At 45.9% G+C, this 24,427-nt stretch carries 20 protein-coding genes, 13 tRNA genes, 3 rRNA genes and 1 other annotated feature; of the genes, 31 read left to right on the forward strand and 5 right to left on the reverse strand.

Annotated elements, in window-relative coordinates; translation table 11 throughout:
* Positions 1 to 42 precede the first annotated feature (42 nt).
* Positions 43 to 843, reverse strand: a complete 801-nt coding sequence (locus KE627_RS09090; protein WP_013727467.1) for a DUF975 family protein — start codon at positions 841 to 843, stop codon at positions 43 to 45.
* Positions 844 to 1,057: 214 nt separating this feature from the next.
* Positions 1,058 to 1,420 (reverse strand): DUF1836 domain-containing protein, encoded by a 363-nt coding sequence (locus tag KE627_RS09095; protein ID WP_225427176.1) that lies wholly within the window; start codon positions 1,418 to 1,420, stop codon positions 1,058 to 1,060.
* 133 nt (positions 1,421 to 1,553) lie between these two features.
* On the opposite strand from KE627_RS09095, the gene trhA reads away from it, so the two are divergent.
* From trhA to KE627_RS09130, 7 genes are all read left to right on the forward strand, one after another.
* Complete coding sequence (gene trhA, locus KE627_RS09100; RefSeq protein WP_013727469.1) at positions 1,554 to 2,204, forward strand: PAQR family membrane homeostasis protein TrhA; 651 nt, start codon at positions 1,554 to 1,556, stop codon at positions 2,202 to 2,204.
* A gap of 78 nt (positions 2,205 to 2,282) precedes the next feature.
* Positions 2,283 to 2,536 (forward strand) — a binding site (T-box leader).
* An 89-nt stretch (positions 2,537 to 2,625) separates the two neighbouring features.
* Positions 2,626 to 3,906, forward strand: a complete 1,281-nt coding sequence (gene hisD / locus KE627_RS09105) for a histidinol dehydrogenase (protein WP_056938990.1) — start codon at positions 2,626 to 2,628, stop codon at positions 3,904 to 3,906.
* Between the two features lie 227 nt (positions 3,907 to 4,133).
* A complete protein-coding gene (locus KE627_RS09110) occupies positions 4,134 to 4,568 on the forward strand; it encodes a hypothetical protein (protein WP_013727471.1) in 435 nt (144 codons plus the stop codon).
* A 100-nt stretch (positions 4,569 to 4,668) separates the two neighbouring features.
* Positions 4,669 to 5,172 carry a hypothetical protein gene (locus KE627_RS09115; protein WP_056938991.1) on the forward strand — a complete coding sequence of 168 codons (504 nt, stop codon included), beginning with the start codon at positions 4,669 to 4,671 and terminating at the stop codon, positions 5,170 to 5,172.
* Positions 5,173 to 5,764: 592 nt separating this feature from the next.
* Positions 5,765 to 6,952 carry an MFS transporter gene (locus tag KE627_RS09120; protein WP_056938992.1) on the forward strand — a complete coding sequence of 396 codons (1,188 nt, stop codon included), beginning with the start codon at positions 5,765 to 5,767 and terminating at the stop codon, positions 6,950 to 6,952.
* A 37-nt stretch (positions 6,953 to 6,989) separates the two neighbouring features.
* Positions 6,990 to 7,694 carry an MIP/aquaporin family protein gene (locus KE627_RS09125; protein WP_013727474.1) on the forward strand — a complete coding sequence of 235 codons (705 nt, stop codon included), beginning with the start codon at positions 6,990 to 6,992 and terminating at the stop codon, positions 7,692 to 7,694.
* A gap of 27 nt (positions 7,695 to 7,721) precedes the next feature.
* Positions 7,722 to 8,435: a DUF975 family protein gene (locus KE627_RS09130; RefSeq protein WP_013727475.1), complete on the forward strand. Its 714-nt coding sequence runs from the start codon at positions 7,722 to 7,724 to the stop codon at positions 8,433 to 8,435.
* A gap of 107 nt (positions 8,436 to 8,542) precedes the next feature.
* Here KE627_RS09130 and KE627_RS09135 read toward each other — a convergent pair whose 3' ends face one another.
* Entirely contained in the window at positions 8,543 to 9,673 is a 1,131-nt protein-coding gene (locus KE627_RS09135) for a trans-sulfuration enzyme family protein (RefSeq protein ID WP_014939596.1), read from the reverse strand.
* Between the two features lie 73 nt (positions 9,674 to 9,746).
* Between KE627_RS09135 and KE627_RS12460 the strand changes: the two genes are divergently transcribed.
* From KE627_RS12460 to KE627_RS09155, 5 genes are all read left to right on the forward strand, one after another.
* Positions 9,747 to 9,881 carry a hypothetical protein gene (locus KE627_RS12460; protein WP_260169405.1) on the forward strand — a complete coding sequence of 45 codons (135 nt, stop codon included), beginning with the start codon at positions 9,747 to 9,749 and terminating at the stop codon, positions 9,879 to 9,881.
* A gap of 408 nt (positions 9,882 to 10,289) precedes the next feature.
* A complete protein-coding gene (locus KE627_RS09140; RefSeq protein ID WP_013727477.1) occupies positions 10,290 to 11,459 on the forward strand; it encodes an iron-containing alcohol dehydrogenase in 1,170 nt (389 codons plus the stop codon).
* 392 nt (positions 11,460 to 11,851) lie between these two features.
* Entirely contained in the window at positions 11,852 to 12,358 is a 507-nt protein-coding gene (locus KE627_RS09145; protein WP_056938993.1) for a hypothetical protein, read from the forward strand.
* A gap of 171 nt (positions 12,359 to 12,529) precedes the next feature.
* Positions 12,530 to 13,513, forward strand: coding sequence for a dTDP-glucose 4,6-dehydratase (gene rfbB / locus KE627_RS09150; RefSeq protein WP_013727479.1), 984 nt, complete (start codon positions 12,530 to 12,532; stop codon positions 13,511 to 13,513).
* A gap of 12 nt (positions 13,514 to 13,525) precedes the next feature.
* Positions 13,526 to 14,398 (forward strand): NAD(P)-dependent oxidoreductase, encoded by an 873-nt coding sequence (locus KE627_RS09155; protein WP_056938994.1) that lies wholly within the window; start codon positions 13,526 to 13,528, stop codon positions 14,396 to 14,398.
* A gap of 61 nt (positions 14,399 to 14,459) precedes the next feature.
* Here KE627_RS09155 and KE627_RS09160 read toward each other — a convergent pair whose 3' ends face one another.
* A complete protein-coding gene (locus KE627_RS09160; RefSeq protein WP_013727481.1) occupies positions 14,460 to 14,666 on the reverse strand; it encodes a hypothetical protein in 207 nt (68 codons plus the stop codon).
* Between the two features lie 124 nt (positions 14,667 to 14,790).
* On the opposite strand from KE627_RS09160, the gene KE627_RS09165 reads away from it, so the two are divergent.
* Entirely contained in the window at positions 14,791 to 15,225 is a 435-nt protein-coding gene (locus tag KE627_RS09165; RefSeq protein ID WP_013727482.1) for a MerR family transcriptional regulator, read from the forward strand.
* A 58-nt stretch (positions 15,226 to 15,283) separates the two neighbouring features.
* Here KE627_RS09165 and KE627_RS09170 read toward each other — a convergent pair whose 3' ends face one another.
* Positions 15,284 to 15,493 carry a DUF4649 family protein gene (locus tag KE627_RS09170; RefSeq protein ID WP_013727483.1) on the reverse strand — a complete coding sequence of 70 codons (210 nt, stop codon included), beginning with the start codon at positions 15,491 to 15,493 and terminating at the stop codon, positions 15,284 to 15,286.
* A 235-nt stretch (positions 15,494 to 15,728) separates the two neighbouring features.
* Between KE627_RS09170 and KE627_RS09175 the strand changes: the two genes are divergently transcribed.
* From KE627_RS09175 to KE627_RS09260, 18 genes are all read left to right on the forward strand, one after another.
* Positions 15,729 to 16,382, forward strand: a complete 654-nt coding sequence (locus KE627_RS09175) for a zinc metalloprotease (RefSeq protein WP_056938995.1) — start codon at positions 15,729 to 15,731, stop codon at positions 16,380 to 16,382.
* 310 nt (positions 16,383 to 16,692) lie between these two features.
* Complete coding sequence (gene tyrS / locus KE627_RS09180; protein WP_013727485.1) at positions 16,693 to 17,949, forward strand: tyrosine--tRNA ligase; 1,257 nt, start codon at positions 16,693 to 16,695, stop codon at positions 17,947 to 17,949.
* A gap of 356 nt (positions 17,950 to 18,305) precedes the next feature.
* Positions 18,306 to 19,871 (forward strand): 16S ribosomal RNA (locus KE627_RS09185).
* Positions 19,872 to 19,954: 83 nt separating this feature from the next.
* Positions 19,955 to 20,028: transfer RNA gene (locus KE627_RS09190), tRNA-Ile, on the forward strand.
* 37 nt (positions 20,029 to 20,065) lie between these two features.
* Positions 20,066 to 20,138 (forward strand) — tRNA-Ala (locus KE627_RS09195).
* A gap of 178 nt (positions 20,139 to 20,316) precedes the next feature.
* Positions 20,317 to 23,237: ribosomal RNA gene (locus KE627_RS09200) — 23S ribosomal RNA — on the forward strand.
* A 77-nt stretch (positions 23,238 to 23,314) separates the two neighbouring features.
* Positions 23,315 to 23,431: ribosomal RNA gene (gene rrf, locus KE627_RS09205) — 5S ribosomal RNA — on the forward strand.
* Together the 16S, 23S and 5S rRNA genes with 13 tRNA genes alongside form the textbook arrangement of a ribosomal RNA operon.
* Positions 23,432 to 23,439: 8 nt before the next feature.
* A tRNA-Val gene (locus KE627_RS09210) sits at positions 23,440 to 23,512 on the forward strand.
* A gap of 6 nt (positions 23,513 to 23,518) precedes the next feature.
* Positions 23,519 to 23,591, forward strand: a tRNA-Lys gene (locus tag KE627_RS09215).
* A 37-nt stretch (positions 23,592 to 23,628) separates the two neighbouring features.
* A tRNA-Thr gene (locus KE627_RS09220) sits at positions 23,629 to 23,701 on the forward strand.
* A gap of 4 nt (positions 23,702 to 23,705) precedes the next feature.
* Positions 23,706 to 23,777: transfer RNA gene (locus tag KE627_RS09225), tRNA-Gly, on the forward strand.
* Between the two features lie 6 nt (positions 23,778 to 23,783).
* Positions 23,784 to 23,869, forward strand: a tRNA-Leu gene (locus KE627_RS09230).
* A 6-nt stretch (positions 23,870 to 23,875) separates the two neighbouring features.
* A tRNA-Arg gene (locus tag KE627_RS09235) sits at positions 23,876 to 23,949 on the forward strand.
* A 9-nt stretch (positions 23,950 to 23,958) separates the two neighbouring features.
* Positions 23,959 to 24,032, forward strand: a tRNA-Pro gene (locus KE627_RS09240).
* A 26-nt stretch (positions 24,033 to 24,058) separates the two neighbouring features.
* A tRNA-Met gene (locus tag KE627_RS09245) sits at positions 24,059 to 24,132 on the forward strand.
* 10 nt (positions 24,133 to 24,142) lie between these two features.
* Positions 24,143 to 24,216 (forward strand) — tRNA-Ile (locus KE627_RS09250).
* 40 nt (positions 24,217 to 24,256) lie between these two features.
* Positions 24,257 to 24,344 (forward strand) — tRNA-Ser (locus tag KE627_RS09255).
* Between the two features lie 6 nt (positions 24,345 to 24,350).
* Positions 24,351 to 24,424 (forward strand) — tRNA-Met (locus KE627_RS09260).
* Positions 24,425 to 24,427: the final 3 nt, after the last annotated feature.

The raw sequence follows: 24,427 nt of genomic DNA on the forward strand, positions 1-24,427 counted from the left end.
TCCGACCACTCAGTTAGAGAAGGCCGAACCTTATTTAGATGGTTATTGATTTGATGAGTCGTCCGAATCGTCATTGGATTCATTGTCGGATTGATGGCTTGAATCGTTGGTGGTTGTGGGTTGATTTCCAGAAGTGGCTGCCGGTGTAACATTGATTCGATCGGCTTCTTGATGGACCTGCGCTTCGTGTTCATCCACCAACTCGCGATAGAAATTGGCAAAACTGAGTTGCATATAAGGTTGAACCCAGATGGCCGCAATCCCCAGGGTAATGCCAACCAACAGTCCCCAGCCAATGAAGCTGAGGGCCATTACAAAGTAATCCCACTTATGGCCGTCCATTAATTGACGACTGCGGGTAATGGCATCCAAATAACTGATTTTTTCGCCCCGGTCAACGGCATCGCGGTAGATGTATAATGCCTGGGAGTAGGCGACGGCTTTAATAAGCCCAGGAATGATCAACAGAATCATCCAAAGAATAATCAAAACCTGCTCAATGATGTAAATGACAATGGTTCCCAAGAAATAGTCAACGTTGTTGAAGATGGTCATCGACTTTTGCAGCGGCTGATCATAGGTCAACTTTTGTCGCATCGCGTCGATACAGATAAAGGCGACGCCAATGGCGACCAGAGACCCGAGCAGAATTAGAATCATGCCGAAAGTCTGGGCACTGGTCCAGATTGGTTCACCGTTAATATCGTAAAGCTCTTCTTTTGGCGCATAGATATAGCCGCCAACAAATTCAAGAATAAATACTGGTAAAAATAGCAAAAAGAAAAATTTAAAATGAGCATTTAATAGGCTCTTAGAGTCTAGTTTTAACGCTTTTCTATCCATAATCACAACCCCCGTCAATTTAAAATATCTTTACAAGTTAATTATAGTGCAACCTGTTGAATTCACTTAGTAAAACGTCCTTTATGCCTGCTTACTCGTCTGGATAAGATCATCCACCACTAATTTGTACAGCAGTGACTTAATTGCCATTGATTGGTACTGTTTAGCTGACAAATGATCAGCGTCCACATCTGTCAGCTCCTGATTGAACAGGTCAATGAACTGAATTGAACAGGTCAATGAACTGATCATAAGCTTTGGGGGCGGAGTCGAGTTTGAGGGCGATTTTCATTGCCTGGTCGATGGTATCCAGCGATAAAATTGGCTTGAGCAGACTCACCACCAGAATTTTGGCCAAGTGAACCCGTGAGTAGCGCTTCTTGGTCGGGCGGTCAACCAGGCCTTTTTTAACGTAACTGTTGATCATGGATTTGGTAATCTCAGTGTGGGTGATTGGTGCCAAATATTGGTTGACCTCGTCAATCACTTGATCCATATACAAATCCAAATTAGGTAAATCTTCAAAGTGCGGCATGGTCATCGCCGCTAATTTTTTGGTAAAATTATCTTTAGTCATGGTATTCCCCTTCGAATTGAATACTAGTATTATTGCATAGGATAGTCGAAAAATAAAGTACGTAGACTTTAAAACTATGTTATCTTGACTTAGAAAATAGAATAGCTTATTATGATGCTAAGGAGGCATCGTGATGAATGAATTAATGGCTAAAAGGCGTCATCAACAAATTATCTATGAGGTATTAAATGCTGTCACCCACGGTGTTTCGTTTTTTGTGGCGATTTGGTTGTCCATTTTATTAGTGAACAAAGCTTTACGTGATGGGCTTTCGATGGGGGCAATTGTCAGCTTGATCATCTACAGTGCGACAGTTCTCTCACTCTATTTGGCGTCAACGTTGCTCCACTGTTTTGTTTTTACCAAAGCCAAACGCGTCTTTCAGATCCTGGATCATAGCAATATTTTCATCTTGATTGCCGGAACGTACACTCCTTATTGTGTCATTTTTGTCCACAACTGGGCTGGCAACCTTCTGTTGGCCAGTGTCTGGGTGTTGGCAATTGGTGGGATCATCAGCCACGTTGTCTTTCATGGCAGATTTCAAAAGACTGAAACCACCATTTATGTGGTGATGGGCTGGTTATGTATGTTCTTGGGCAAAGCGCTATATGACAATTTGAGCACCAGCGGTTTTTGGCTGCTGGTTGCCGGCGGCGTGACTTTTACCGTGGGAGCATTGATTTACAGCATTCCCAGAGTTCCAGGGATGCACTTAATCTGGCACTTCTTCGTGATGGGCGGCACACTGACCATGTTTCTCTCGATTTTCTTTAATATTTAAAGATTATTAAATTAGGCTTGACTTATTTCTCAGTGGTGGTAAATTACATGTATCAACAAATTAAAAATAAATAATAAACATGAAGTTACGATTAGAAAAGTAATTGCTTAACTCACATAAAGAGAGCCCCGCTGGTGAGAAGGGGATGTGAGTGGCAGTGAACACACATCTATGAACTGGTTAGCTGAACCAAGTAGGCTATCCCGCTAGTGAGCGTTACCACGGCTACTGTAACTGTTCTCCAATTTGGACGACTAGTTACGAGCAGCGTAAGGTCGTTTTTGTAAGAAAACGATGAACGTGAGGTGGAACCGCGAAAGATCGTCCTCAGATATTGCTTCGGCAATGTCTGGGGACTTTTTTATTTCATAGGATTTGATTGTAATGAATGTTTGGTTATCTGAAATGGAGAGTGGCTTATATGCAAATTATTGAAGATTCCTTAGACCAATTATTGAAACAGGTTGCCATCAGGACCAACGCGGTTGCTAACCGTGAAGAAGTTGAAAAATCAGTGCGGGAAATTATCGCCAATGTCATCAAAGATGGTGATCAGGCAGTGAAAATGTACGAACAGAAATTTGATAATGTCGAGCTGGAGAGTTTGAAAGTCACCCAACAGGAAATTGACGATGCCTATGAAGCGACTGATGACACAGTGATTAAAGCCTTGGAACTTGCCAAAGCTAATATTACGTCATTTCACCAAATGGAAGTGGAAGACAGTTTTATTGATGCGAAAAAGAAAGGCGTTATTCGCGGTGAAAAAATCGCCCCACTGGCAGCAGTTGGGCTCTACGTTCCAGGTGGGACGGCAGCTTATCCGTCTTCCATTTTGATGAACGTCATTCCAGCCAAGATTGCCGGGGTTTCAAGAATTGTCATGGTTACGCCACCACAAAAGGACGGGTTAAATAAGGCGGTCTTGGCGGCTGCTAAAATTGCCGGGGTTGATGAAATTTATACGGTTGGCGGTGCCCAAGCCATTGCTAGTTTGGCATACGGAACTGAAACGGTGCCACGGGTGGATAAGATTACCGGACCCGGTAACGTGTTTGTCGCAACGGCGAAAAAGCAGGTGTTTGGTCAGGTCGACATCGACATGATTGCCGGTCCCTCAGAAATTGGTGTGATCGCCGGGTCCCAGGCGGTTCCCAGCCAGGTTGCTGCGGATTTATTGTCTCAAGCAGAACATGACAAATTGGCCCGACCAATTTTAGTCACCGATGACCGTTCACTGGCCGAAGCTGTCAGCAAGGAGATGGATCGCCAAGTTGATTTACTGCCCAGAAAGGAAATTGCCAAAGCAGCGATGGATAATGAAGGCTTCATTGCCGTCGTAGACGATATTGACGATGCCTTTACCCTGATGAATGCCGTTGCCCCGGAACATTTGGAAGTCCAATTACCCGATGCCATTGAATACTTGAACCAAATCAAAAACGCCGGCTCCGTCTTCCTTGGATTTTCAGCTTCCGAGCCCCTGGACGACTACCTCGCAGGCCCTAATCACATCTTACCAACCGGGGGCACGGCACGGTTCTTCTCGCCGCTCGGAGTTCAAGATTTTGTTAAACGGACACAATTTGTTTCCTATACTAGGGATGCCCTGAAAAATGAAAAGGATGCCATCACGACTCTGGCACGGGTTGAAGGTCTCGAAGCCCACGCCAGGGCAATTGAAAGCCGCTTTGACGATTAAAGTGTAAAAGGTTGTCGTGAGTTCGTAACATTGTTTACAAAAACAGTCATCAGCCGGTTGATTCGATGCAAACTGATCAAACAAATAGTTTTCCAATCCAGTGCCCTATTGCCTTTGACAGAACCTTTATGTCAAAGGCTTTTTCTGTAAAGTAATTGTAGTCGGATGGAAAAATAACTTTTCGGTAATCGATGATATACTTGTTATAACTCATGGGAGGCGGAATAATGAAACAATTCAAAATTTTTATGTTTGCACTGGCAATCGTTTTCGGAATTCAGTTAGCAGCTCTTCCAGCCAAGGCGGATGCCAGCACTTCAACCACGACCCCCAAAGCATTGCGGGGCACCTGGTACGAATATCGTGGCAGCGGTAAGTTTAATGTCATCAAGATTACCACGCACAGTTTCACCACCAATGGCAAATCTTACACCCCTTCAAAAAAGGATGACCGTAAGCTTCAGGTCAGCAAATGGGGGTCTTGGTACCTCTTCAATAAATCAAAGTCTTCGAAAAAAGACCTGGGTCAGTACAAGACCACTAAGAAGTTGATTGGCGGATCCTACAAGAAAGTCTTAATCAAATATCATGGCATTGGCACTTATCATGTGTTTCCAAACCATAAATATGAACACAAATATTCATACACTGTTTTAGACTGATGAGACGGTCTCTTCGAAGCGGTTTGTTAGAATTTCGTTACCTGATCATTTATAATAAAGACAGGTATTATAACAAACGACTTCGTCAGGAGGCCAGCGTATGAAAAAAGCATTCATCACCGGGTTGCTGCTATTAATTCTGCCGTTGGGATTGTTTGGCTGTTCGAATCAGTCAAATAATTCGAGCAGTGAAAGTTCCAGCAGCACGAAGACAGAGCAGTCCAGCTCGACGACTTCTTCAACTACTAATTCGGCATCGACTTCGACGACGATTACTCACGCCAAGCGGGCAGTCAAAGTTCGCTATGAAAAGGCCAATTTTACAACCTCCCTTGACCGGGAGTATCGTGAAGAATATTTGTATCAGAATGTCCCGGGAACCGTTGATTCGAACAAAGTTTACTCGTGGGATAACTTAAACGTTTCGGAAAACACCAAGGTTCACGTCAATCAAAAGGCGATCGCAACCTTCAAAGATGACGATGATAACGAGTACGATCATGAGGATTTCTATCGAATTACGTTGGGCAATCAGTCCGGCAAGCAGTATTGGGTAGGCGATGATGTCCTGCAGAACGATCATGAAAATGACTATGATGACTGAGGATTCAAACAGCTTGCATTTTATTTTGATTGGTTGTATTCTATTACCAATCAAAAAAGGAGGTGATGCTTTTTGAATAGTGGAATATCTCTTAAGGCATCAGCTGTGGAGAACGAATTAAAATAGTTGATGCATTTGAGAAGGGAACTCGCAAATAGTGTGCGGGTTCCTTTTTTGTAGTGTGCGACAAGCAACGGGTGATGCGGTGTGTAAAGGGGCGGTGATTGAAATCCTGATTTTGGATTTTAATCACCGCCCCTTTACACGTTAGCATCAGTTGCGTCGGAGCATAGCTCAAAGGCCGAAGGGAGCAGGAAATAATAGAAGAACCTCAAGCTCTATAAAATCGATGCAAATGCACCAAACATCACGTACGAACTTTGTTCATCGTTGGCTGTCTTTTTGTGTAGCAGGGGTCAGGGGCGTCGCCGAGTAGGCTAGGCAGCCTCCAAATGCAAACCAGAATATTACAACCACATTAAATCCAACATCCTCAGAACTTTTCCCTGGAAAACGCTAGATAATTTCTACCAAAACCTGTAGTATGAAAAAGTTGTGCTTTTCAGAAATCAATAAAGGGGATGAGAAATCAATGAAAACATTCAAGTTTCAAAGCTTCGTTTTAGTTCTTATTGCATTTGTATTGGGGTTCAGTGAATTCCTAATTATCGGGATCCTGGATGACTTGAGTCACCAATTCAACGTGTCGGTTGCGACTGTTGGGTATCTGGTCACGGCATTTGCGATCGTCTATGCCATTAGTACGCCGTTCATTACAATCCTGATTGGAAGATTCAATCTATTCTGGGATTTGATGGTCGCAATGGCTGTCTTCACGTTTGGCAACATTTTAAGCTTTTTGGCACCCAACTTCTTAATGCTGACGGTGTCACGAGTGGTCACTGCCATGGTGGCCGGCGTGTCGATCTCACTTGGCTTGACCTTTGCCGGTTATGTAGCGCCAATGGCTAAACGCGGCTGGCTGTTATCTTGGGTATTTTCCGGTTTCTCAATCGCCTCGGTTGTCGGCGTGCCACTTGGAACCTGGATTTCAACCCAGTTTGGCTGGCGGATCTCGTTTCTAACGGTCATTGTGATCTCAGTTTTGACGATGGGCCTCATTTTTGTCAGCCTGCCCAAGGACTTCAAACAAAAGAAGAGTACCATTTCCGGGCAGCTGGCACTGCTGGGCAATCACCGGATCCAAATCGGTATGCTGCTGCCAATGCTTAACCTGGCCGCAATCTACGTCTTCTACACTTACCTTCGGCCCATTATTACCAATCAACTGCATTTTTCAGTCTCAATGCTGACCATTTTGCTGGCCGTCTTTGGAATTGCCAACATTATTGGTAACCGTGCCAGTGGCCGCTTAAGTGAAGGTCCTGGGATGAAAGGGATGCCGTTTGTCTATATTGGCCAGTTCATTTTAATGATGCTGATGCCATTTGTCTTCAACTTCAGTTGGCCGGGAGCACTGCTTTTGACGCTGGTCATCTTCACCATGCCGCTGATTAATTCACCGATCCAGTTGTTCTTCTTGCAAATTGCTGAAAAGGATTATCCACAGTCAATTGTGTTGGCTTCGTCTCTGAATTCCATTTTTTCCAACTTCGGGATTGCCCTGGGATCAGCGACTGGTGGGGTGATTGTCAGTAACCTCAGCCTTGACGCGGTTGGCCCGGGTGGCGCGGTCTACGCCGTTGTCGCTCTTGGACTGGTGTTGTGGTTGAACCACTTGACCTCGAAAGGGCTTTCATCTCGCTCCACTAACCTGTAAAATGTGATTGAATACAAAAATTTTGGTGGGTGAGAATATGAATGGATTTATCGGTGAGCTATTTGGAACGTACGTGTTGATTGTGCTGGGGACTGGCGCCTGTGCCGGTGCCAACCTTAAGCAAACTTACGCCAAAGGCTCAAACTGGACGTTTATCAGTGTGGCTTGGGGAATGGCGGTAACGATGGGGGTCTATGTGGCCTCGTCACTGGGGTCACTGGGCCATTTGAATCCGGCAGTCACGATTCCTTATGCTATTTTTGGGCTCTTTCCCTGGAATCAGGTGGTGCCGTATTTATTGGGCCAATTTCTTGGCGCATTTCTTGGGGCTGCGACGATCATGATGATCTTTTATCCACATTTCAGAACGACAACGGTTGATAATGGCAACACGGTTGGCATATTTGCGACCCGACCAGCCATCTATTCGCCGGTTTCCAATTATCTATCCGAAGTTGTCGCAACCTTTGTGTTTGTCTTTGCGCTGCTAAACCTGGGAGATTTTACCCAGGGGCTGAAACCGTTAGTTGTCGGCCTATTGATCATGGTGGTTGGTCTTGGCGTTGGGACGACCACCGGGTTTGCGCTGAACCCTGCCCGTGATTGGGGCCCGCGATTTGCCTATTCCGTTATTCCGGTTCCCAATCGTGGCAGCGGTGAATGGTATTATTCCTGGGTACCGATGTTTGGTCCATTAACCGGTGGTATCATTGCGGCAGGCCTCCAAGTTATGGTTAAATAGACAGTATCAATTATTTTGGAGGTACTTATGGATCGTGTTGGAATGAAATTAGAAGCCAAGCGTATAATTGGCAGTCATTTTCCGTTTTTTATCTTATTGTTCCTGCCGGCAGTGATTATTCAGCTGGGATACTCAGTGGCTTATTCGACCAATCCCCTGCACGAGGTTGATACCAACCAGGCCTTTAATCAAATTATTCAGGGAACTGCCCACTTTGGCAGTAATGAACTGTTGAATTTGTGGCTGATTTCGACTTTGATCTCAATCGTTTCCGGCCTTCTCTTGTCTGGAATGATGTTTGTCTGTATTGACCTAATTCGCAACAAAGTACCGTTTGACCAACCAGTGACCAGGTCGTTTACTATCTTGAATCATGGCCAATACTTCATCGGCGCGATTATGATTGGCATTATCACGACTGTACTGACACTGTTATGGTCCGTACTGTTGATTGTTCCTGGAATTATCAAGGGCTTTGCCTATTCACAGGCCTTAAACATTTACCGGGATTCAGTGGATGCCGGCAAGCCGATTGGGTATCTGGAAGCAATTACCCGGAGTCGAAAAATGATGGTCGGCCACAAGATGGATTACTTTGTCATGGAATTGAGCTTTATTGGCTGGTACATCCTCAACTCGTTCACCTACGGCATTTTGTTGCTGTGGCTGCAGCCATACTACCAGTTATCGTTTGCCAATTTTTATGTAAAAATCGCTCAAATGAACCAAACTGAACAATGAAAAATCCTCATCATTCCAATTGCTGGAAGTGGTGAGGATTTTTATTATGGCTCACTAATATTAATTATCGAGGTGCCAGACTGTGGCGGATCAGTCCGAAACGCGACTTAATCACCCAGGGCTTGGGTCAAATCGTTGGCCAAATCTTTTGGGTTCTCCAATCCTGTCGACAGTCGTAAGAGTTCATCAGTAATCCCAAGCTTTAGGCGATCTTCTTTGGCCATGTCGCTGTGCGTTTGAAGAGAAGGGATGGTCAGCAGACTTTCGACACCACCCAGGCTTTCAGCAAATGAAATAATTTTGAGGTGTTTAAACAGCCGGTCAACTTGGTCCATGTTTTGTAGATAAAAGCTGATCATGCCACCGACGCCAGGATACAGGACTTTTTGGACTTGAGGCAATTTCTTCAAACACGCTGCGACATATTTAGCGTTGCTGGTGTGGCGTTCCATTCGCACGGCCAACGTTTTGAGGCTTCTTAACAGTAGCCAGGAATCAAAGGGGTCCAAAGTGACGCCGGTTGTATTGAAATTGAATTCCAGTTCACTGGCAATTTCTTCTGACTTGGCAATCACACAGCCGGCCAACATGTCGTTATGCCCTGAAAGGTATTTGGTGGCACTGTGGACGACAATGTCTGCCCCCTCACGGAGTGGCTGTTGATACACAGGCGTTAGAAAAGTATTGTCGACGCAGACCAAGGCGTTCTGATTGGCCGCATGAATCAGATCAGCCACTTTTTGAATATCAATTATTTTCATGGTGGGGTTGGAGGGTGTCTCCAGCCAAACTGCCTTGGTTTTGGCAGTCACCAAGTCACTTAACTTTTCGTAATCCTTCCCGTTCCATTTACTGAATTTGACACCGTAGTGGTCTGCCAGGTAATCAAAGTAACGAAACGAGCCGCCATACAAATCGTCTGAGGTGATGATTTCATCCCCAGACTTGAATAACGAAAAGACCAGTTGGATGGCCGCCATTCCGGAACTGACCGCAAATGCATTGGCACCGCCTTCCAGGTCGGCGAGGGTCTTTTGAAGGACGCTTCTGGTCGGCGTTGATAAGCGTGAGTAGGAGTACTGTTTGTGCGGATCAAAGGTCTCCGCATCCTCCAAGTCGCGGTGACGAAAGTTTGACGTGAGATAAATCGGGGTTGAAACCGAGTGGTACTGATCGTGGTTATCCCGGTTTCCAGCTTGTGCAAGTAATGTATCAATATCGATTAATTTGTCAGACATATGCTCATTCTCCTTTAAATTTTTTCACCAAAAAAGCCTTCATCCTAAACGATGCGTGTTAACGCTGTTCAGGGTGAAGGCTATTTCACTTTACCACCTGGCTTCACTGAGATTTCACAACCTCAGCCTCATTAAGTACGCCATCTTGATGGATGGGATACTCGGCAAAGTAACGCTTGCTGACGTCGAATTAGCCAAACCAAAATAACTTGGTGACCGATTCGGAGTTCAGAGATCATCTTCACATTTTTAACCAGTCTTCTCTCACCAATCGAAGCTCTCTTTATCAGTTTAAAAATGCTACTCTTCTCATCAACACTTAAGTAAATTAAAATATACATAATTGTAGAATATATTTCGTTAAAGGTCAACGGCCTATCGAAAATTTGTGGTTCGTTATTTCACAATATGGACAGTTTTACGCTGTCTGTTCATTTAAACGATCGCGACAACGAAAATGAAGTCCTGAAATAAAGCCTTTATTTACAAAGGATTGTGGGTTAATTTAGGCCTTAAAAAAGGTCGAACTTTTTTGTTGAGCCTATTTACATATTTTTCACAAGGTGTTAGGATGAAAGCGGTTTAAGAATATGAATAATCATTGGAGGAAGAACTCATGAAAGAAAATTTTGATTTTTTAATGCCTAGTGTGAACTTTTTTGGGAAAGGTGTTATTAAAAAGATTGGTGATCGTGCGAAGATGTTGAACATGAAGAAACCGTTAATCGTCACTGACAAGTTTCTTCGGGGAATGGACAACGGTCCGGTTGCTCAGACACTGGATTCATTGGATGCTGCCGGCGTTTCATACGTGATCTTTGATGGTGTTGAACCAAATCCTAAGATTCGCAATATTCAAGCTGCCAAGCAAGTATATTTGGACAATGATTGTGACAGTATTATCACGGTTGGTGGTGGTTCTTCACACGATTGTGGTAAAGGAACCGGAATTATTTTGACCAACGGCGATGATATTACCAAATTGGCCGGAATTGAAACCTTGGAGAATCCATTGCCACCACTGATGGCTGTCAACACAACTGCCGGAACTGCTTCTGAATTAACCCGCCACTGTGTGATCACCAACGAAAAGACCAAATTGAAGTTCGTTGTTGTTTCATGGCGTAACATTCCGCTGGTTTCCTTCAACGATCCGATGCTTGAATTGGATGTGCCAGCCGCAATGACTGCTGCAACTGGAATGGATACTTTCGTCCAGTCGATTGAGCCATATGTGTCAACCAACCGCAACGAAATTACCGATGGTCAGTGTATTGAAGCAATCAAATTATGTGAGGAAAGTTTGCGCGAAGCTGTTGCCAACGGTCACAACCTTGAAGCCCGAACCAAGATGGTCGAAGCTGAAATGTTAGGCGGCATGGCCTTTAACAATGCCGACCTTGGCTATGTCCATGCAATGGCCCATCAACTAGGCGGCCAGTACGATGCGCCTCATGGTGTCTGCTGTGCAATGCTGCTGCCAATTGTTGAAGAGTATAACTTGGTGGCATGCCCAGAAAGATTTGCTGAATTGGCAAAAGCGATGGGCGAAAATACCGACGGCCTGTCAACACGTGATGCCGCAGAACTTGCGATCAAGGCAATGCGTCAAATGGCCGATGATGTCCATATTCCACGCAGTATCAAGGCAATTGGTGCCAAACCAGAAGACTTTGAACTGATGGCTGAGAATGCCTTGAAGGACGGTAACGCTTTCTCCAACCCACGAAAGGGTACTAAAGAAGAAATTGTCCAGTTGTTCCAGAAAGCTTATGACATGAAGTAGAGCGCCGAGACCCGGGTGACCCCTGAGCATAAGCGAAGAATCCCAATGATGAACGGTTCTTGTTCATCGTTGGGATTTTTCGTTTATGCGGCTGGGGTCAGGGTCGTCGGAGCGTGTTTTCAAGGCCGAAGGGATTACAAAATGGCATAACAAACTCGCCAGAGCGCGACGAGACCCAAGTGCTCCCACCAAGTAGGCTAGACCATTTCCGCCCGTCAAAGTATATTTCGAGGATTCAAAAGTTGTCTTCCGGATCCACAAACCCAAAAACCTTCCAACAATCTTCACACTTTCTTCACAACTTGGCGAGAATATTAAGATAAAATTATGGTGTAGATAAGATATTACCCAAAAGAATCAGAATCAATTTTCAATATTGGAGGGCGTTTATTATGAAAAAGTTTGATCTGGCCGATGCAGCACTGCTGCTACTTATTCCATTGACGATGATCGGCTTCTCCGCTAGTATTCATACCCGTGATCACGATATTTCTACCACCAAGGCCGCCCAGGTGAATAAGATCGGTGAAAATATCGATACAGAATATTCGGGTGATTCCGACTTAAACAAGGGCAACATCAGACCGCTGTATTTTCAGCCGTCGCGGGTTTTTAGCGTGAAGTACCGGACGGTTAGCTTTAAAACGGTTTTGGACGAAGACTACCGGGAAGAAAAATTATATCGTTATGTTCCGGGGGCTAAGAAAAACAATCGCACTTATCGTTGGTCAACCATTAAGGCCCACACCGGCAAACGGGTTTACGTTGATAAAAAGGCTAAAGCCTACTATCGGGACGATGATGGCGAACGCGAAAGCGAAGATTTCTACCGGATCCGCGTTTCTACAAACAAGCATGCGACGCGTTACTGGGTCAATGAAGATGCGATTGATGACTGATTTTTAATATATTTGATTGGATTGGGGTGAGTAATCCCTGCCAATCTGGCAATCAAAAAATGACCAATTATTTCATTTTGAAATGGTTGGTCATTTTATGTGAATGATGAATCATTTTGCGGCTGATTATGATAAATTAGACGTATAAATTCGCTTAACTGGAGGTGCAATTTGAAGATACTAGTAACTGGTGGTGCCGGGTTTATTGGATCAAATTTCATCCATTATCTTCTCGAAAATCATCCGACTGATCAGGTGACCAACTTTGATGCCCTGACTTATGCGGGTAATTTGGCAAGTTTGGCGGATGTTCAAAATGATCCCCGATACCATTTTGTTCAGGGAAACATTTCCGATCGGCAGGCGGTCGAACAAGTTATTTCAACCTATCAGATTGATTCAGTCGTCAATTTTGCGGCCGAATCCCACGTTGACCGCTCCATCTTACATCCCGATGCCTTTGTCCGCAGCAACTTTGTCGGCGTCAGCACATTACTGGATGTGGTGAAGCAACAGCACGTTAACAAGTTTGTTCAAATTTCCACCGATGAGGTTTATGGCAGCTCACGGGGGCATGAGCAGTTCAATGAGGCGGCACACCTCAATCCAAGTTCGCCGTATTCGGCGACTAAGGCCGGTGCCGACCTGCTGGCCCTTTCGTACTACAAGACGTACGGCATCAATGTGTCAATTACGCGATCCGCCAACAATTACGGCCCGTTTCAATTCCCGGAAAAATTGATTCCTTTGATGGTCACCAATGGTCTTCGGGGAAAATCACTGCCGGTTTACGGTAACGGCAAAAACGTCCGCGACTGGCTGCACGTGTTTGATAATTGTCGCGCGATTGATGCCGTCTTGCGTCATGGCCGCCCAGGCGGGACTTATAACATTGCCGCTCACAATTACGCAGAAAACATTCAAATTGTTGAAAAAATTGTTAAGCAGTTGGAATTGCCTCAGTCCATGATTGACTACGTTTCCGACCGACCGGCCAATGATCAGCGTTACTCAATCGATGATGCACTCATTCGCAATGAATTAGGTTGGCAGCCGACCATTGATTTTGATCAGGGCATTTCCCAAACTGTTGATTGGTATGTGACACATGAAAAGTGGTGGCGACCGCTGTTAGGCGCCGTCCACAACAGATAATGGGGTGAAATCATGAAAATCGGTTTTATTGGTACTGGTGTGATGGGCACTGGGATGATTAAAAATTTACTCAAGGCGGGCTACGACGTCACGGTGTATAACCGCACCAAGGAACACGCCGAGGATGCGCTTGATGCGGGGGCCACTTGGCTGGGTACGCCAGCGGAAGTGACCAAGAACAGTGAGGTGGTCATTACCATTGTTGGTTTTCCAAAGGATGTTGAACAAGTCTATTTTGGTGACGACGGGATTTTAGGCGTTGCCCACGCTGGTCAAACGTTGATCGACATGACGACCAGCTCACCCAGTCTTGCCAAGAAGATTGCCAAAGCTGGGGAAGCCAGGGACATTGGGGTCCTTGATGCCCCCGTTTCCGGTGGGGATGTTGGCGCTGCCAACGGAACCTTGACGATTATGGTGGGTGGCTCTGAAAGCACATTTGAGAAATCAAAACCGGTGTTATCGGCAATGGGCAGTACGATTACCCGGTTTGGCGGGGCTGGTCAAGGTCAAAATGCCAAAATGGCCAACCAAATCATGGTTGCCGGGACAATGACCGGAATGATCGAGTCACTTGAATATGCCAAACATGCCGGCATCGACCTGTCCCAGATGATTCGAACAATTAATGGCGGGGCAGCAGCAAACTGGAGCATGACTAATTATGGCCCCCGGATTCTTCAGGGGGACTTCCAGCCTGGATTTGCGGCCAAACATTTTTTAAAGGACTTGCGGATTGCGTTGGATACAGCTGATGAAATGAACATTAATTTGCCGGCGACTAAAGTGGCTCGGGACCTCTACGAGAAGATGACCGACGAGTTGCATTTAGGTGATCTTGGTACTCAAGGGTTGCTTAAGGTTTATGAACCAGATAACATTTAGGCGCAAAACGGGGCTGGAACAAAATTTTTAGTTTTGTCCCAGCCCCTGTCTATCCGTTCGATTATTTTTGCTGATTTTTGCGTTCTTTTCTGCTTTGGTTGGCAGAAACCAGGTTGATGATAACTGAAACCAACAAACAAATTCCTGCTAAAATAACCAATCCGATTTTGACATCGTCTGGAAATGATGACTTTTGAATGAAGAAGGCCAATGCAATTGAAATCACAAGGGCAGCATCTGCCACGATCAGTTTCGGCGAAAATCCCATTGTACTCACACCTTTCAAAAAGCATTATAACAAATCGGCTGTCCTTGTCACGGTTATTTGAAAATTTTGTCTGGCAGGCCAAAGTTGATATAATAAGATTATAAATGAAGGTTAGGTGAAGATCATGGCAGAATTGGACAGTAACGACGCATTCATTGATACGAACAAGTTAATATTTGGCATTGGCCAGGTGCAACAGATCACTGGGGTTTCAGGAAGACAATTGCGTTACTGGGAAGAACAGGGCTACATTCAATCCATCAGCCAAAAAAAGGGTGCAGCACGAGAATATTCGCTGCACACTTTATTCTTTATCTTTCACGTTACTCGATTTCTGAATAACGGCTTTACTCTTCAGGCAGCCGTTGACAGAGCTAAAAAATTTGATCGCCAATTGCCGGTCCTTCGACAATTCTTGCGCGCCCAACTGCAAGGCGTCAACATTGATGATGACCAAAGTGTTCTGGATTTCGGCTATGTTGATTCCTCACACACACAACGAATCTATGGGGTTGTTAAAGATGGTGAGACGTTCTTTCAAATTGAAAATGTTGATTAAGCATCACATCACTTATCGAAGCGCTGGCTGTGGCCAGGGCTTTTTATTGTGCGCTCAATCAATCGTCTTCGTTATCGAATTTCTTATATAAGCCAATGATTGTCTTATCTTTTAATTCGACTGGCTTACCATCCAACGTGACGTCGACAATTTTGTAATAGTCTTCCAGGTCAGGGACCTCCAAACGCTGATTGGCCAGAAAGTCGGCTGCAGACTTGTATTCAATGGACTCGGTGCCGCCGCCATTTTCGTATTTGATTTTTAACATGATGCCACTTTCTTTCTATATAGTTTAACTAACATTGACAACTTAATTTTAGATTGAACATTTTTGAAATACAACTAACTGCCTTTATGAAATTTCTGTGAAGAATGTTTGTCTTTTTTGAGACTTTAAATTCGACTGAAAAATTGGGCCATGATATATTATTGATGAGGGGATGGCTGTCGTAACATCCTAAAATTTAATATTGTAATGACGACGTTTAATTAGGGGGAATTGAATGTTGAAGTTTAAGCATATTTTTGTTCTTGTGTTAACCACGTTGATTTTAGTGATTAGCTTTTCGGCATTTGGCGGTCAATCCGCTTCAGCGCAAACAATCAAGTTTACCAGCGCGATGCACACCAGCAAGAATTTGACTTACAACGGCACAATCAAGTACTACGTTAAAGCGGACGCAAAAAAATATTCACCTGAAATCACCTATGCAACCCAAAAATGGAATAAAGCCCTTGGCAAAAAGGTTTTCCAACGAACCACTTCAATCAGCCGTTCCCGATTGGTCTTCACCGGAACTAATAAGCTTAACCGGAATTACGCGGGGGTCGCAGAAATTAATAGTGGCGTGATTGCATTGAACACCTCATGGATGAATCGATACAATCAGCAGAAGCGCCGGGCAGTGATCATTCATGAGCTTGGCCACACGTTTGGCACCAAGGATTTGTACAATTATCCAAATGGGGCACTGCGAAGTTTGTTCAAGCAGCAGACGATCATGGGCGGCAACTATGCCACCAGCATTAAATCGTTTGATGCCAAATTAGCCAAATGGACTTTGCGAAAAACCAGAAGCATGTCTCAAACCGAGTTTCGCCACTATCGTTCCAATGCGGGACTCTACTACCAACAGATGCTTAACGGACAGCTTTAATTTCTGCTGAGAGACCATTGACAAGCGATTGTCCAAACACTATGATTAACTTATTGTTTTATAGACGTTGACGCAGTCCGGTAGTCGATTAACTTGAGAAGTCAGAAACTCAGCGGTAGATGTGAGCTGAGCGGTTAATCGACGAACATACAGCTGCTGAGTCTTCAACTATGTGAGACGGATCATCTCGTTACCGATGAATTGAGTGGTTGGCGATTTTTCGCCAGTAACTTGGGTGGTAACGCGGAAAACTTTTCGTCCCTGACAATTAATTTTGTCAGGGACTTTTTTATTTAGGAGGAATTATGGAATGAACATTTTGGAAGATTTGAAATGGCGTGGCGCCATCAATCAAGAAACTGATCATGAAGGCTTAAATGAATTGGTTAATCAAAAGTCTGTCGGGATTTACGTGGGAATTGACCCAACCGGCGACAGTATGCATATTGGCCATTTGATCCCGTTCATGATTTTGAAGAGATTCCAGCTGGCCGGTCATCATCCAGTCATTTTGATCGGAAGTGGGACGGGCTCAATTGGTGACCCAAGTGGTAAGAAATCTGAGCGGGTCCTTCAGTCGATGGATAAAATCAAGCGTAATGAAATTGCGCTGACTGCTCAGATGGAAAAATTGTTTGGAGAAGACGGTAAGTTTGAGATTGTTAACAACTACAGTTGGCTGTCCAAATTGTCACTGCTTGATTTTCTCCGCGATTACGGTAAGTTGTTCAACGTCAACACTATGCTGAATAAGGAAATTGTTGCTAGTCGTTTGGAAGTGGGAATTTCATTCACTGAATTTACCTACCAGATTCTCCAGGCCATTGATTTTCTTCACCTTTACCGACACAATGATGTTCAGCTTCAGTTGGGCGGGGCTGACCAGTGGGGGAATATTACCTCCGGAATTGATCTGATTCATAAGATAGAAGGACCCGATGCCAAAGCCTTTGGGTTAACCATTCCACTATTATTGAAGTCCGATGGTACCAAGTTCGGTAAATCAGAGGGTGGTAATGTCTGGCTTGATCCCAAAAAGACCAGTCCATACGAATTCTATCAATTTTGGATTAACCAAGATGATAATGATGTTATCAAATACCTTAAATATTTTACTTTCTTGTCACAAGATGAAATTGCCGACTTGGAAAAGAAAGTTCAAACTCAACCTGAAAAGCGTGAAGCTCAGCGTAAATTAGCCGAAGAAGTGACGGAGTTTGTTCATGGCAAAGAAGCCGTTAAGCAGGCTGAACATATCACTGCAGCATTATTCTCAGGAAATGTGGCTGATTTGACGACAACCGAAATTGAACAAGGCTTCAAGAACATGCCATCAGTTGAGGTTTCATCAGAACCGTTGAACATTGTTCAGTGGCTGGTGGATGCGACTAAGATTGAAAAGTCACGCCGTCAGGCCAGAGAAGACATTACCAACGGTGCCATCAGAATTAACGGTGAACGCATTGAAGATGTGAATTACGAAATTAATCCGGCGAAGAAGTTTGATGGCAAATTTGTCATTGTCCGTCGTGGTAAAAAGAAGTACTTTTTAGCGAGAGTTAAATAGAAGCAAAGACAGATCGAACGCTGATCTGTCTTTTTTTAGTTGACAATGTTCATCAAAGTCGGTATATTATTTAGTGCGGCTTTTGCGAGAATGACTTCTTCGCAGAGTTACAAATTTTAAAAAGTCATTGACACACATTGCGCGTCATGATAATATTAAATAGTTGTCAAAAGCGAGAAACAAGTGCTTCCGACAACCAAGTAGACCTTTGAAAACTGAACAAAATTTTCGACAAACAAATGTGCAGGGCGTTTCAATTCTTCGGAATTGAAACCAAACATTTGCGAAGTCAATTCGTAAAAACAAATAATAAATTTAAATCATGAGCTATCACAGGCTTATCATTTTAAACAATTTAAGATGAGAGTTTGATCCTGGCTCAGGACGAACGCTGGCGGCGTGCCTAATACATGCAAGTCGAACGCGTCTCCGTTAATGATTTTAGGTGCTTGCATTTGAAAGATTTAACATTGAGACGAGTGGCGAACTGGTGAGTAACACGTGGGTAACCTGCCCTTGAAGTAGGGGATAACACTTGGAAACAGGTGCTAATACCGTATAACAACCAAAACCACCTGGTTTTGGTTTAAAAGACGGCTTCGGCTGTCACTTTAGGATGGACCCGCGGCGTATTAGCTTGTTGGTAAGGTAACGGCCTACCAAGGCGATGATACGTAGCCGACCTGAGAGGGTAATCGGCCACATTGGGACTGAGACACGGCCCAAACTCCTACGGGAGGCAGCAGTAGGGAATCTTCCACAATGGACGAAAGTCTGATGGAGCAACGCCGCGTGAGTGATGAAGGGTTTCGGCTCGTAAAACTCTGTTGTTGGAGAAGAACAGGTGTCAGAGTAACTGTTGACATCTTGACGGTATCCAACCAGAAAGCCACGGCTAACTACGTGCCAGCAGCCGCGGTAATACGTAGGTGGCAAGCGTTGTCCGGATTTATTGGGCGTAAAGCGAGCGCAGGCGGTTTTTTAGGTCTGATGTGAAAGCCTTCGGCTTAACCGGAGAAGTGCATCGGAAACCGGGAGACTTGAGTGCAGAAGAGGACAGTGGAACTCCATGTGTAGCGGTGAAATGCGTAGATATATGGAAGAACACAGTGGCGAAGGCGGCTGTCTGGTCTGTAACTGACGCTGAGGCTCGAAAGCATGGGTAGCGAACAGGATTAGATACCTGGTAGTCCATGCCGTAAACGATGAGTGCTAAGTGTTGGAGGGTTTCCGCCTTCAGTGCTGCAGCTAACGCATTAAGCACTCCGCCTGGGGAGTACGACCGCAAGGTTGAAACTCAAAGGAATTGACGGGGGCCGCACAAGCGGTGGAGCATGTGGTTTAATTCGATGCTACGCGAAGAACCTTACCAGGTCTTGACATCTTCTGCCAACCTAAGAGATTAGGCGTTCCTTCGGGGACAGAATGACAGGTGGTGCATGGTTGTCGTCAGCTCGTGTCGTGAGATGTTGGGTTAAGTCCCGCAACGAGCGCAACCCTTATTGTTAGTTGCCAGCATTCAGTTGGGCACTCTAGCAAGACTGCCGGTGACAAACGGAGGAAGGTGGGATGACGTCAAATCATCATGCCTTATGACCTGGGCTACACACGTGCTACAATGGACGGTACAACGAGTCGCGAAACCGCGAGGTCAAGCTAATCTCTTAAAGCCGTTCTCAGTTCGGATTGTAGGCTGCAACTCGCCTACATGAAGTTGGAATCGCTAGTAATCGTGGATCAGCATGCCACGGTGAATACGTTCCCGGGCCTTGTACACACCGCCCGTCACACCATGAGAGTTTGTAACACCCAAAGCCGGTGAGGTAACCTTCGGGGACCAGCCGTCTAAGGTGGGACAGATGATTAGGGTGAAGTCGTAACAAGGTAGCCGTAGGAGAACCTGCGGCTGGATCACCTCCTTTCTAAGGAAAAACGGAATCCTGCACATTGTCGAAAGTTTTGTTTAGTTTTGAGAGGTCTACTCCCAAAAGTGGTTACGCTTTTTGGGCCTATAGCTCAGCTGGTTAGAGCGCACGCCTGATAAGCGTGAGGTCGATGGTTCGAGTCCATTTAGGCCCATCCACGGCCTGATAGTTAGCTATCACCGGAGTAACATGGGGAATTAGCTCAGATGGGAGAGCACCTGCTTTGCAAGCAGGGGGTCAGCGGTTCGATCCCGCTATTCTCCATTGACACGAGAGTGTCAGACTTGGTTCTTTGAAAACTAGATAATATTAATTTTCTGTAATAATTTTTTTGAAATTGTATTTATATAATTTCAACCGAGAACACCGCGTTATTTTGAGTTTGTTAACTAGAAAAAAATCGCAAATACTCAATTAACTTTGCATCACGTAGTGATGTACAGGTTAAGTTAAAAAGGGCGCATGGTGGATGCCTTGGCACTAGAAGCCGATGAAGGACGGGACTAACACCGATATGCTTCGGGGAGCTGTACGTAAGCTTTGATCCGGAGATTTCCGAATGGGGAAACCCAGCAGTTTTAATCGACTGTTACTATATAGTGAATTCATAGCTGTATAGAGGTAGACGTGGGGAACTGAAACATCTCAGTACCCACAGGAGCAGAAAGAAATTTTCGATTCCCTTAGTAGCGGCGAGCGAACGGGGAACAGCCCAAACCAATGAGCTTGCTCATTGGGGTTGTAGGACTGAACATTTGAGTTACCAAAGTTGTTGATAATCGAACAATCTGGGAAGGTTGGCGAAACAGGGTGATAGCCCCGTAGGTGAAATCAATGACCCTCAGTTCAGGATCCTGAGTACGGCGACACACGTGAAACGTCGTCGGAATCCGGGAGGACCATCTCCCAAGGCTAAATACTCTCTAGTGACCGATAGTGAACCAGTACCGTGAGGGAAAGGTGAAAAGCACCCCGGAAGGGGAGTGAAATAGTTCCTGAAACCATGTGCCTACAAGCAGTTAGAGCCCGTTAATGGGTGATAGCGTGCCTCTTGTAGAATGAACCGGCGAGTTACGGTAACATGCCAGGTTAAGGTTTAAAAGCCGGAGCCGCAGCGAAAGCGAGTCTGAAATGGGCGTTTTAGTATGTTGCTGTAGACCCGAAACCAGGTGATCTACCCATGTCCAGGGTGAAGGTGCGGTAAAACGCACTGGAGGCCCGAACCCGTGTACGTTGAAAAGTGCTGGGATGAGGTGTGGGTAGCGGTGAAATTCCAAACGAACTTGGAGATAGCTGGTTCTCTCCGAAATAGCTTTAGGGCTAGCCTCGGACGTAGAATCATGGAGGTAGAGCCACTGTTTGGATGAGGGGCCCGTCATGGGTTACTAAGTTCAGATAAACTCCGAATACCATTGATTTTTATCCGGGAGTCAGACGGTGAGTGATAAGATCCATCGTCAAAAGGGGAACAGCCCAGACCACCAGTTAAGGTCCCTAAATATATGCTAAGTGGAAAAGGATGTGGAGTTGCATAGACAACTAGGATGTTGGCTCAGAAGCAGCCACCATTTAAAGAGTGCGTAATAGCTCACTAGTCGAGTGATTCCGCGCCGAAAATTTACCGGGGCTAAGCATATTACCGAGACTGTGGACTTGACCTTCGGTCAAGTGATAGGAGAGCGTTCTAAGGGCAATGAAGCCAGACCGTAAGGACTGGTGGAGCGCTTAGAAGTGAGAATGCCGGTATGAGTAGCGAAAGATCAGTGAGAATCTGATCCACCGAATGACTAAGGTTTCCTGGGGAAGGCTCGTCCTCCCAGGGTTAGTCGGGACCTAAGCCGAGGCCGCAAGGCGTAGGCGATGGATAACAGGTTGAGATTCCTGTACTAGTTGATGATGTTTGAGCGATGGAGGGACGCAGGAGGCTAAGTTGTGCATCCAGTTGGAAAGGGATGTTCAAGCCACGAGTCAGTCAAAGAGTCAAATGCTTTTTGGCGGGTTGACAAGTGGTGATGAGGACCGAAATTTAAGTAGGGAAGCAACCGACGTCACACTGCCGAGAAAAGCTTCTAGTGAGTCATCAACTACCCGTACCGCAAACCGACACAGGTAGTCGAGGAGAGAATCCTCAGGTGAGCGAGTGAACTCTCGTTAAGGAACTCGGCAAAATGACCCCGTAACTTCGGGAGAAGGGGTGCTGTGCGCAAGCACAGCCGCAGTGAAAAGGCCCAGGCGACTGTTTATCAAAAACACAGGTTTCTGCAAAATCGTAAGATGACGTATAGGGGCTGACGCCTGCCCGGTGCTGGAAGGTTAAGTGGATGAGTTAGCTTCGGCGAAGCCCAGAAATGAAGCCCCAGTAAACGGCGGCCGTAACTATAACGGTCCTAAGGTAGCGAAATTCCTTGTCGGGTAAGTTCCGACCCGCACGAAAGGCGTAACGATCTGGGCACTGTCTCAACGAGAGACTCGGTGAAATTAAGATACCTGTGAAGAAGCAGGTTACCCGCGACAGGACGGAAAGACCCCATGGAGCTTTACTGTAGCTTGATATTGGGTGTTGACACAGCTTGTACAGGATAGGTAGGAGCCATTGAAGCCGGAACGCTAGTTTCGGCAGAGGCGTTGGTGGGATACTACCCTCGCTGTGTGAACACTCTAACCCGCGCCACTCAGCGTGGCGGGAGACAGTGTCAGGTAGGCAGTTTGACTGGGGCGGTCGCCTCCCAAACAGTAACGGAGGCGCCCAAAGGTTCCCTCAGAATGGTTGGAAATCATTCAACGAGTGTAAAGGCAGAAGGGAGCTTGACTGCGAGACAGACAGGTCGAGCAGGGACGAAAGTCGGGCTTAGTGATCCGGTGGTACCGTATGGAAGGGCCATCGCTCAACGGATAAAAGCTACCCTGGGGATAACAGGCTTATCTCCCCCAAGAGTCCACATCGACGGGGAGGTTTGGCACCTCGATGTCGGCTCATCGCATCCTGGGGCTGTAGTCGGTCCCAAGGGTTGGGCTGTTCGCCCATTAAAGCGGTACGCGAGCTGGGTTCAGAACGTCGTGAGACAGTTCGGTCCCTATCCGTCGCGGGCGTAGGAAATTTGAGAGGAGCTGTCCTTAGTACGAGAGGACCGGGATGGACATACCGCTGGTGTACCAGTTGCGCCGCCAGGCGCACCGCTGGGTAGCTACGTATGGATGAGATAAACGCTGAAAGCATCTAAGTGTGAAACTTACCTCAAGATGAGATTTCCCATTCCTATATGGAAGTAAGACCCCTGAGAGATGATCAGGTAGATAGGTTGGAAGTGGAAGTGCAGTGATGTACGGAGCGGACCAATACTAATCGGTCGAGGACTTAACCAAGTAGAAATGGTGTTCAAGGGCAGAAAAATTAATATTAGCTAGTTTTGAGGGAACGAAGTTCTTTCAAGGAAAAATAGTGTGGTGGCGATAGCCAGAAGGATACACCTGTTCCCATGCCGAACACAGAAGTTAAGCTTCTGCACGCCAAGAGTAGTTGGGGGATCGCCCCCTGCGAGGGTAGGACGTTGCCACGCGATTTTATGGAGGATTAGCTCAGCTGGGAGAGCATCTGCCTTACAAGCAGGAGGTCACAGGTTCGATCCCTGTATCCTCCATTCCTTGAGCCGTTAGCTCAGTTGGTAGAGCATCTGACTTTTAATCAGAGGGTCGGCAGTTCGAGACTGCCACGGCTCATTACAATTGAATATTATTAAGCGCATAATATTTGTATGCCGACTTAGCTCAGCTGGCAGAGCACCTGTCTTGTAAACAGGGGGTCGGAAGTTCGAATCTTCTAGTCGGCATTTTGCGGAAGTAGTTCAGTGGTAGAACATCACCTTGCCATGGTGGGGGTCGCGGGTTCGAATCCCGTCTTCCGCTTGTTATGCCGGGGTGGCGGAATTGGCAGACGCACAGGACTTAAAATCCTGCGGTCAGTGATGACCGTACCGGTTCGATCCCGGTCCTCGGCATATTATGCACCCATAGCGCAATTGGATAGAGTGTCTGACTACGAATCAGAAGGTTGTAGGTTCGACTCCTACTGGGTGCATTGTTTTAACGGGAAGTAGCTCAGCTTGGTAGAGCACCTGGTTTGGGACCAGGGGGTCGCAGGTTCGAATCCTGTCTTCCCGATTGATAGCATAACTATCATTTTTCATCGCGGTGTAGCTCAGCTGGCTAGAGCGTCCGGTTCATACCCGGGAGGTCGAGGGTTCGATCCCCCCTGCCGCGATATAGGTCTTGGACCTTTAGCTCAGTTGGTTAGAGCAAACGGCTCATAACCGTTCGGTCGTAGGTTCGAGTCCTACAAGGTCCATCGACTCAATTATATACTGGAGTTTTTATACAGCTTTTATGGAGGATTACCCAAGTGGCTGAAGGGGGCGGTCTTGAAAACCGCTAGGTGGGTCAAACCACGCGAGAGTTCGAATCTCTCATCCTCCTTATTATCGCGGGATGGAGCAGTCTGGTAGCTCGTCGGGCTCATAACCCGAAGGTCGTTGGTTCAAACCCAGCTCCCGCAATTT

Origin of the sequence: Lentilactobacillus buchneri (assembly GCF_018314255.1) — a bacterium.
Classification (GTDB): Bacteria; Bacillota; Bacilli; order Lactobacillales; family Lactobacillaceae; genus Lentilactobacillus; species Lentilactobacillus buchneri.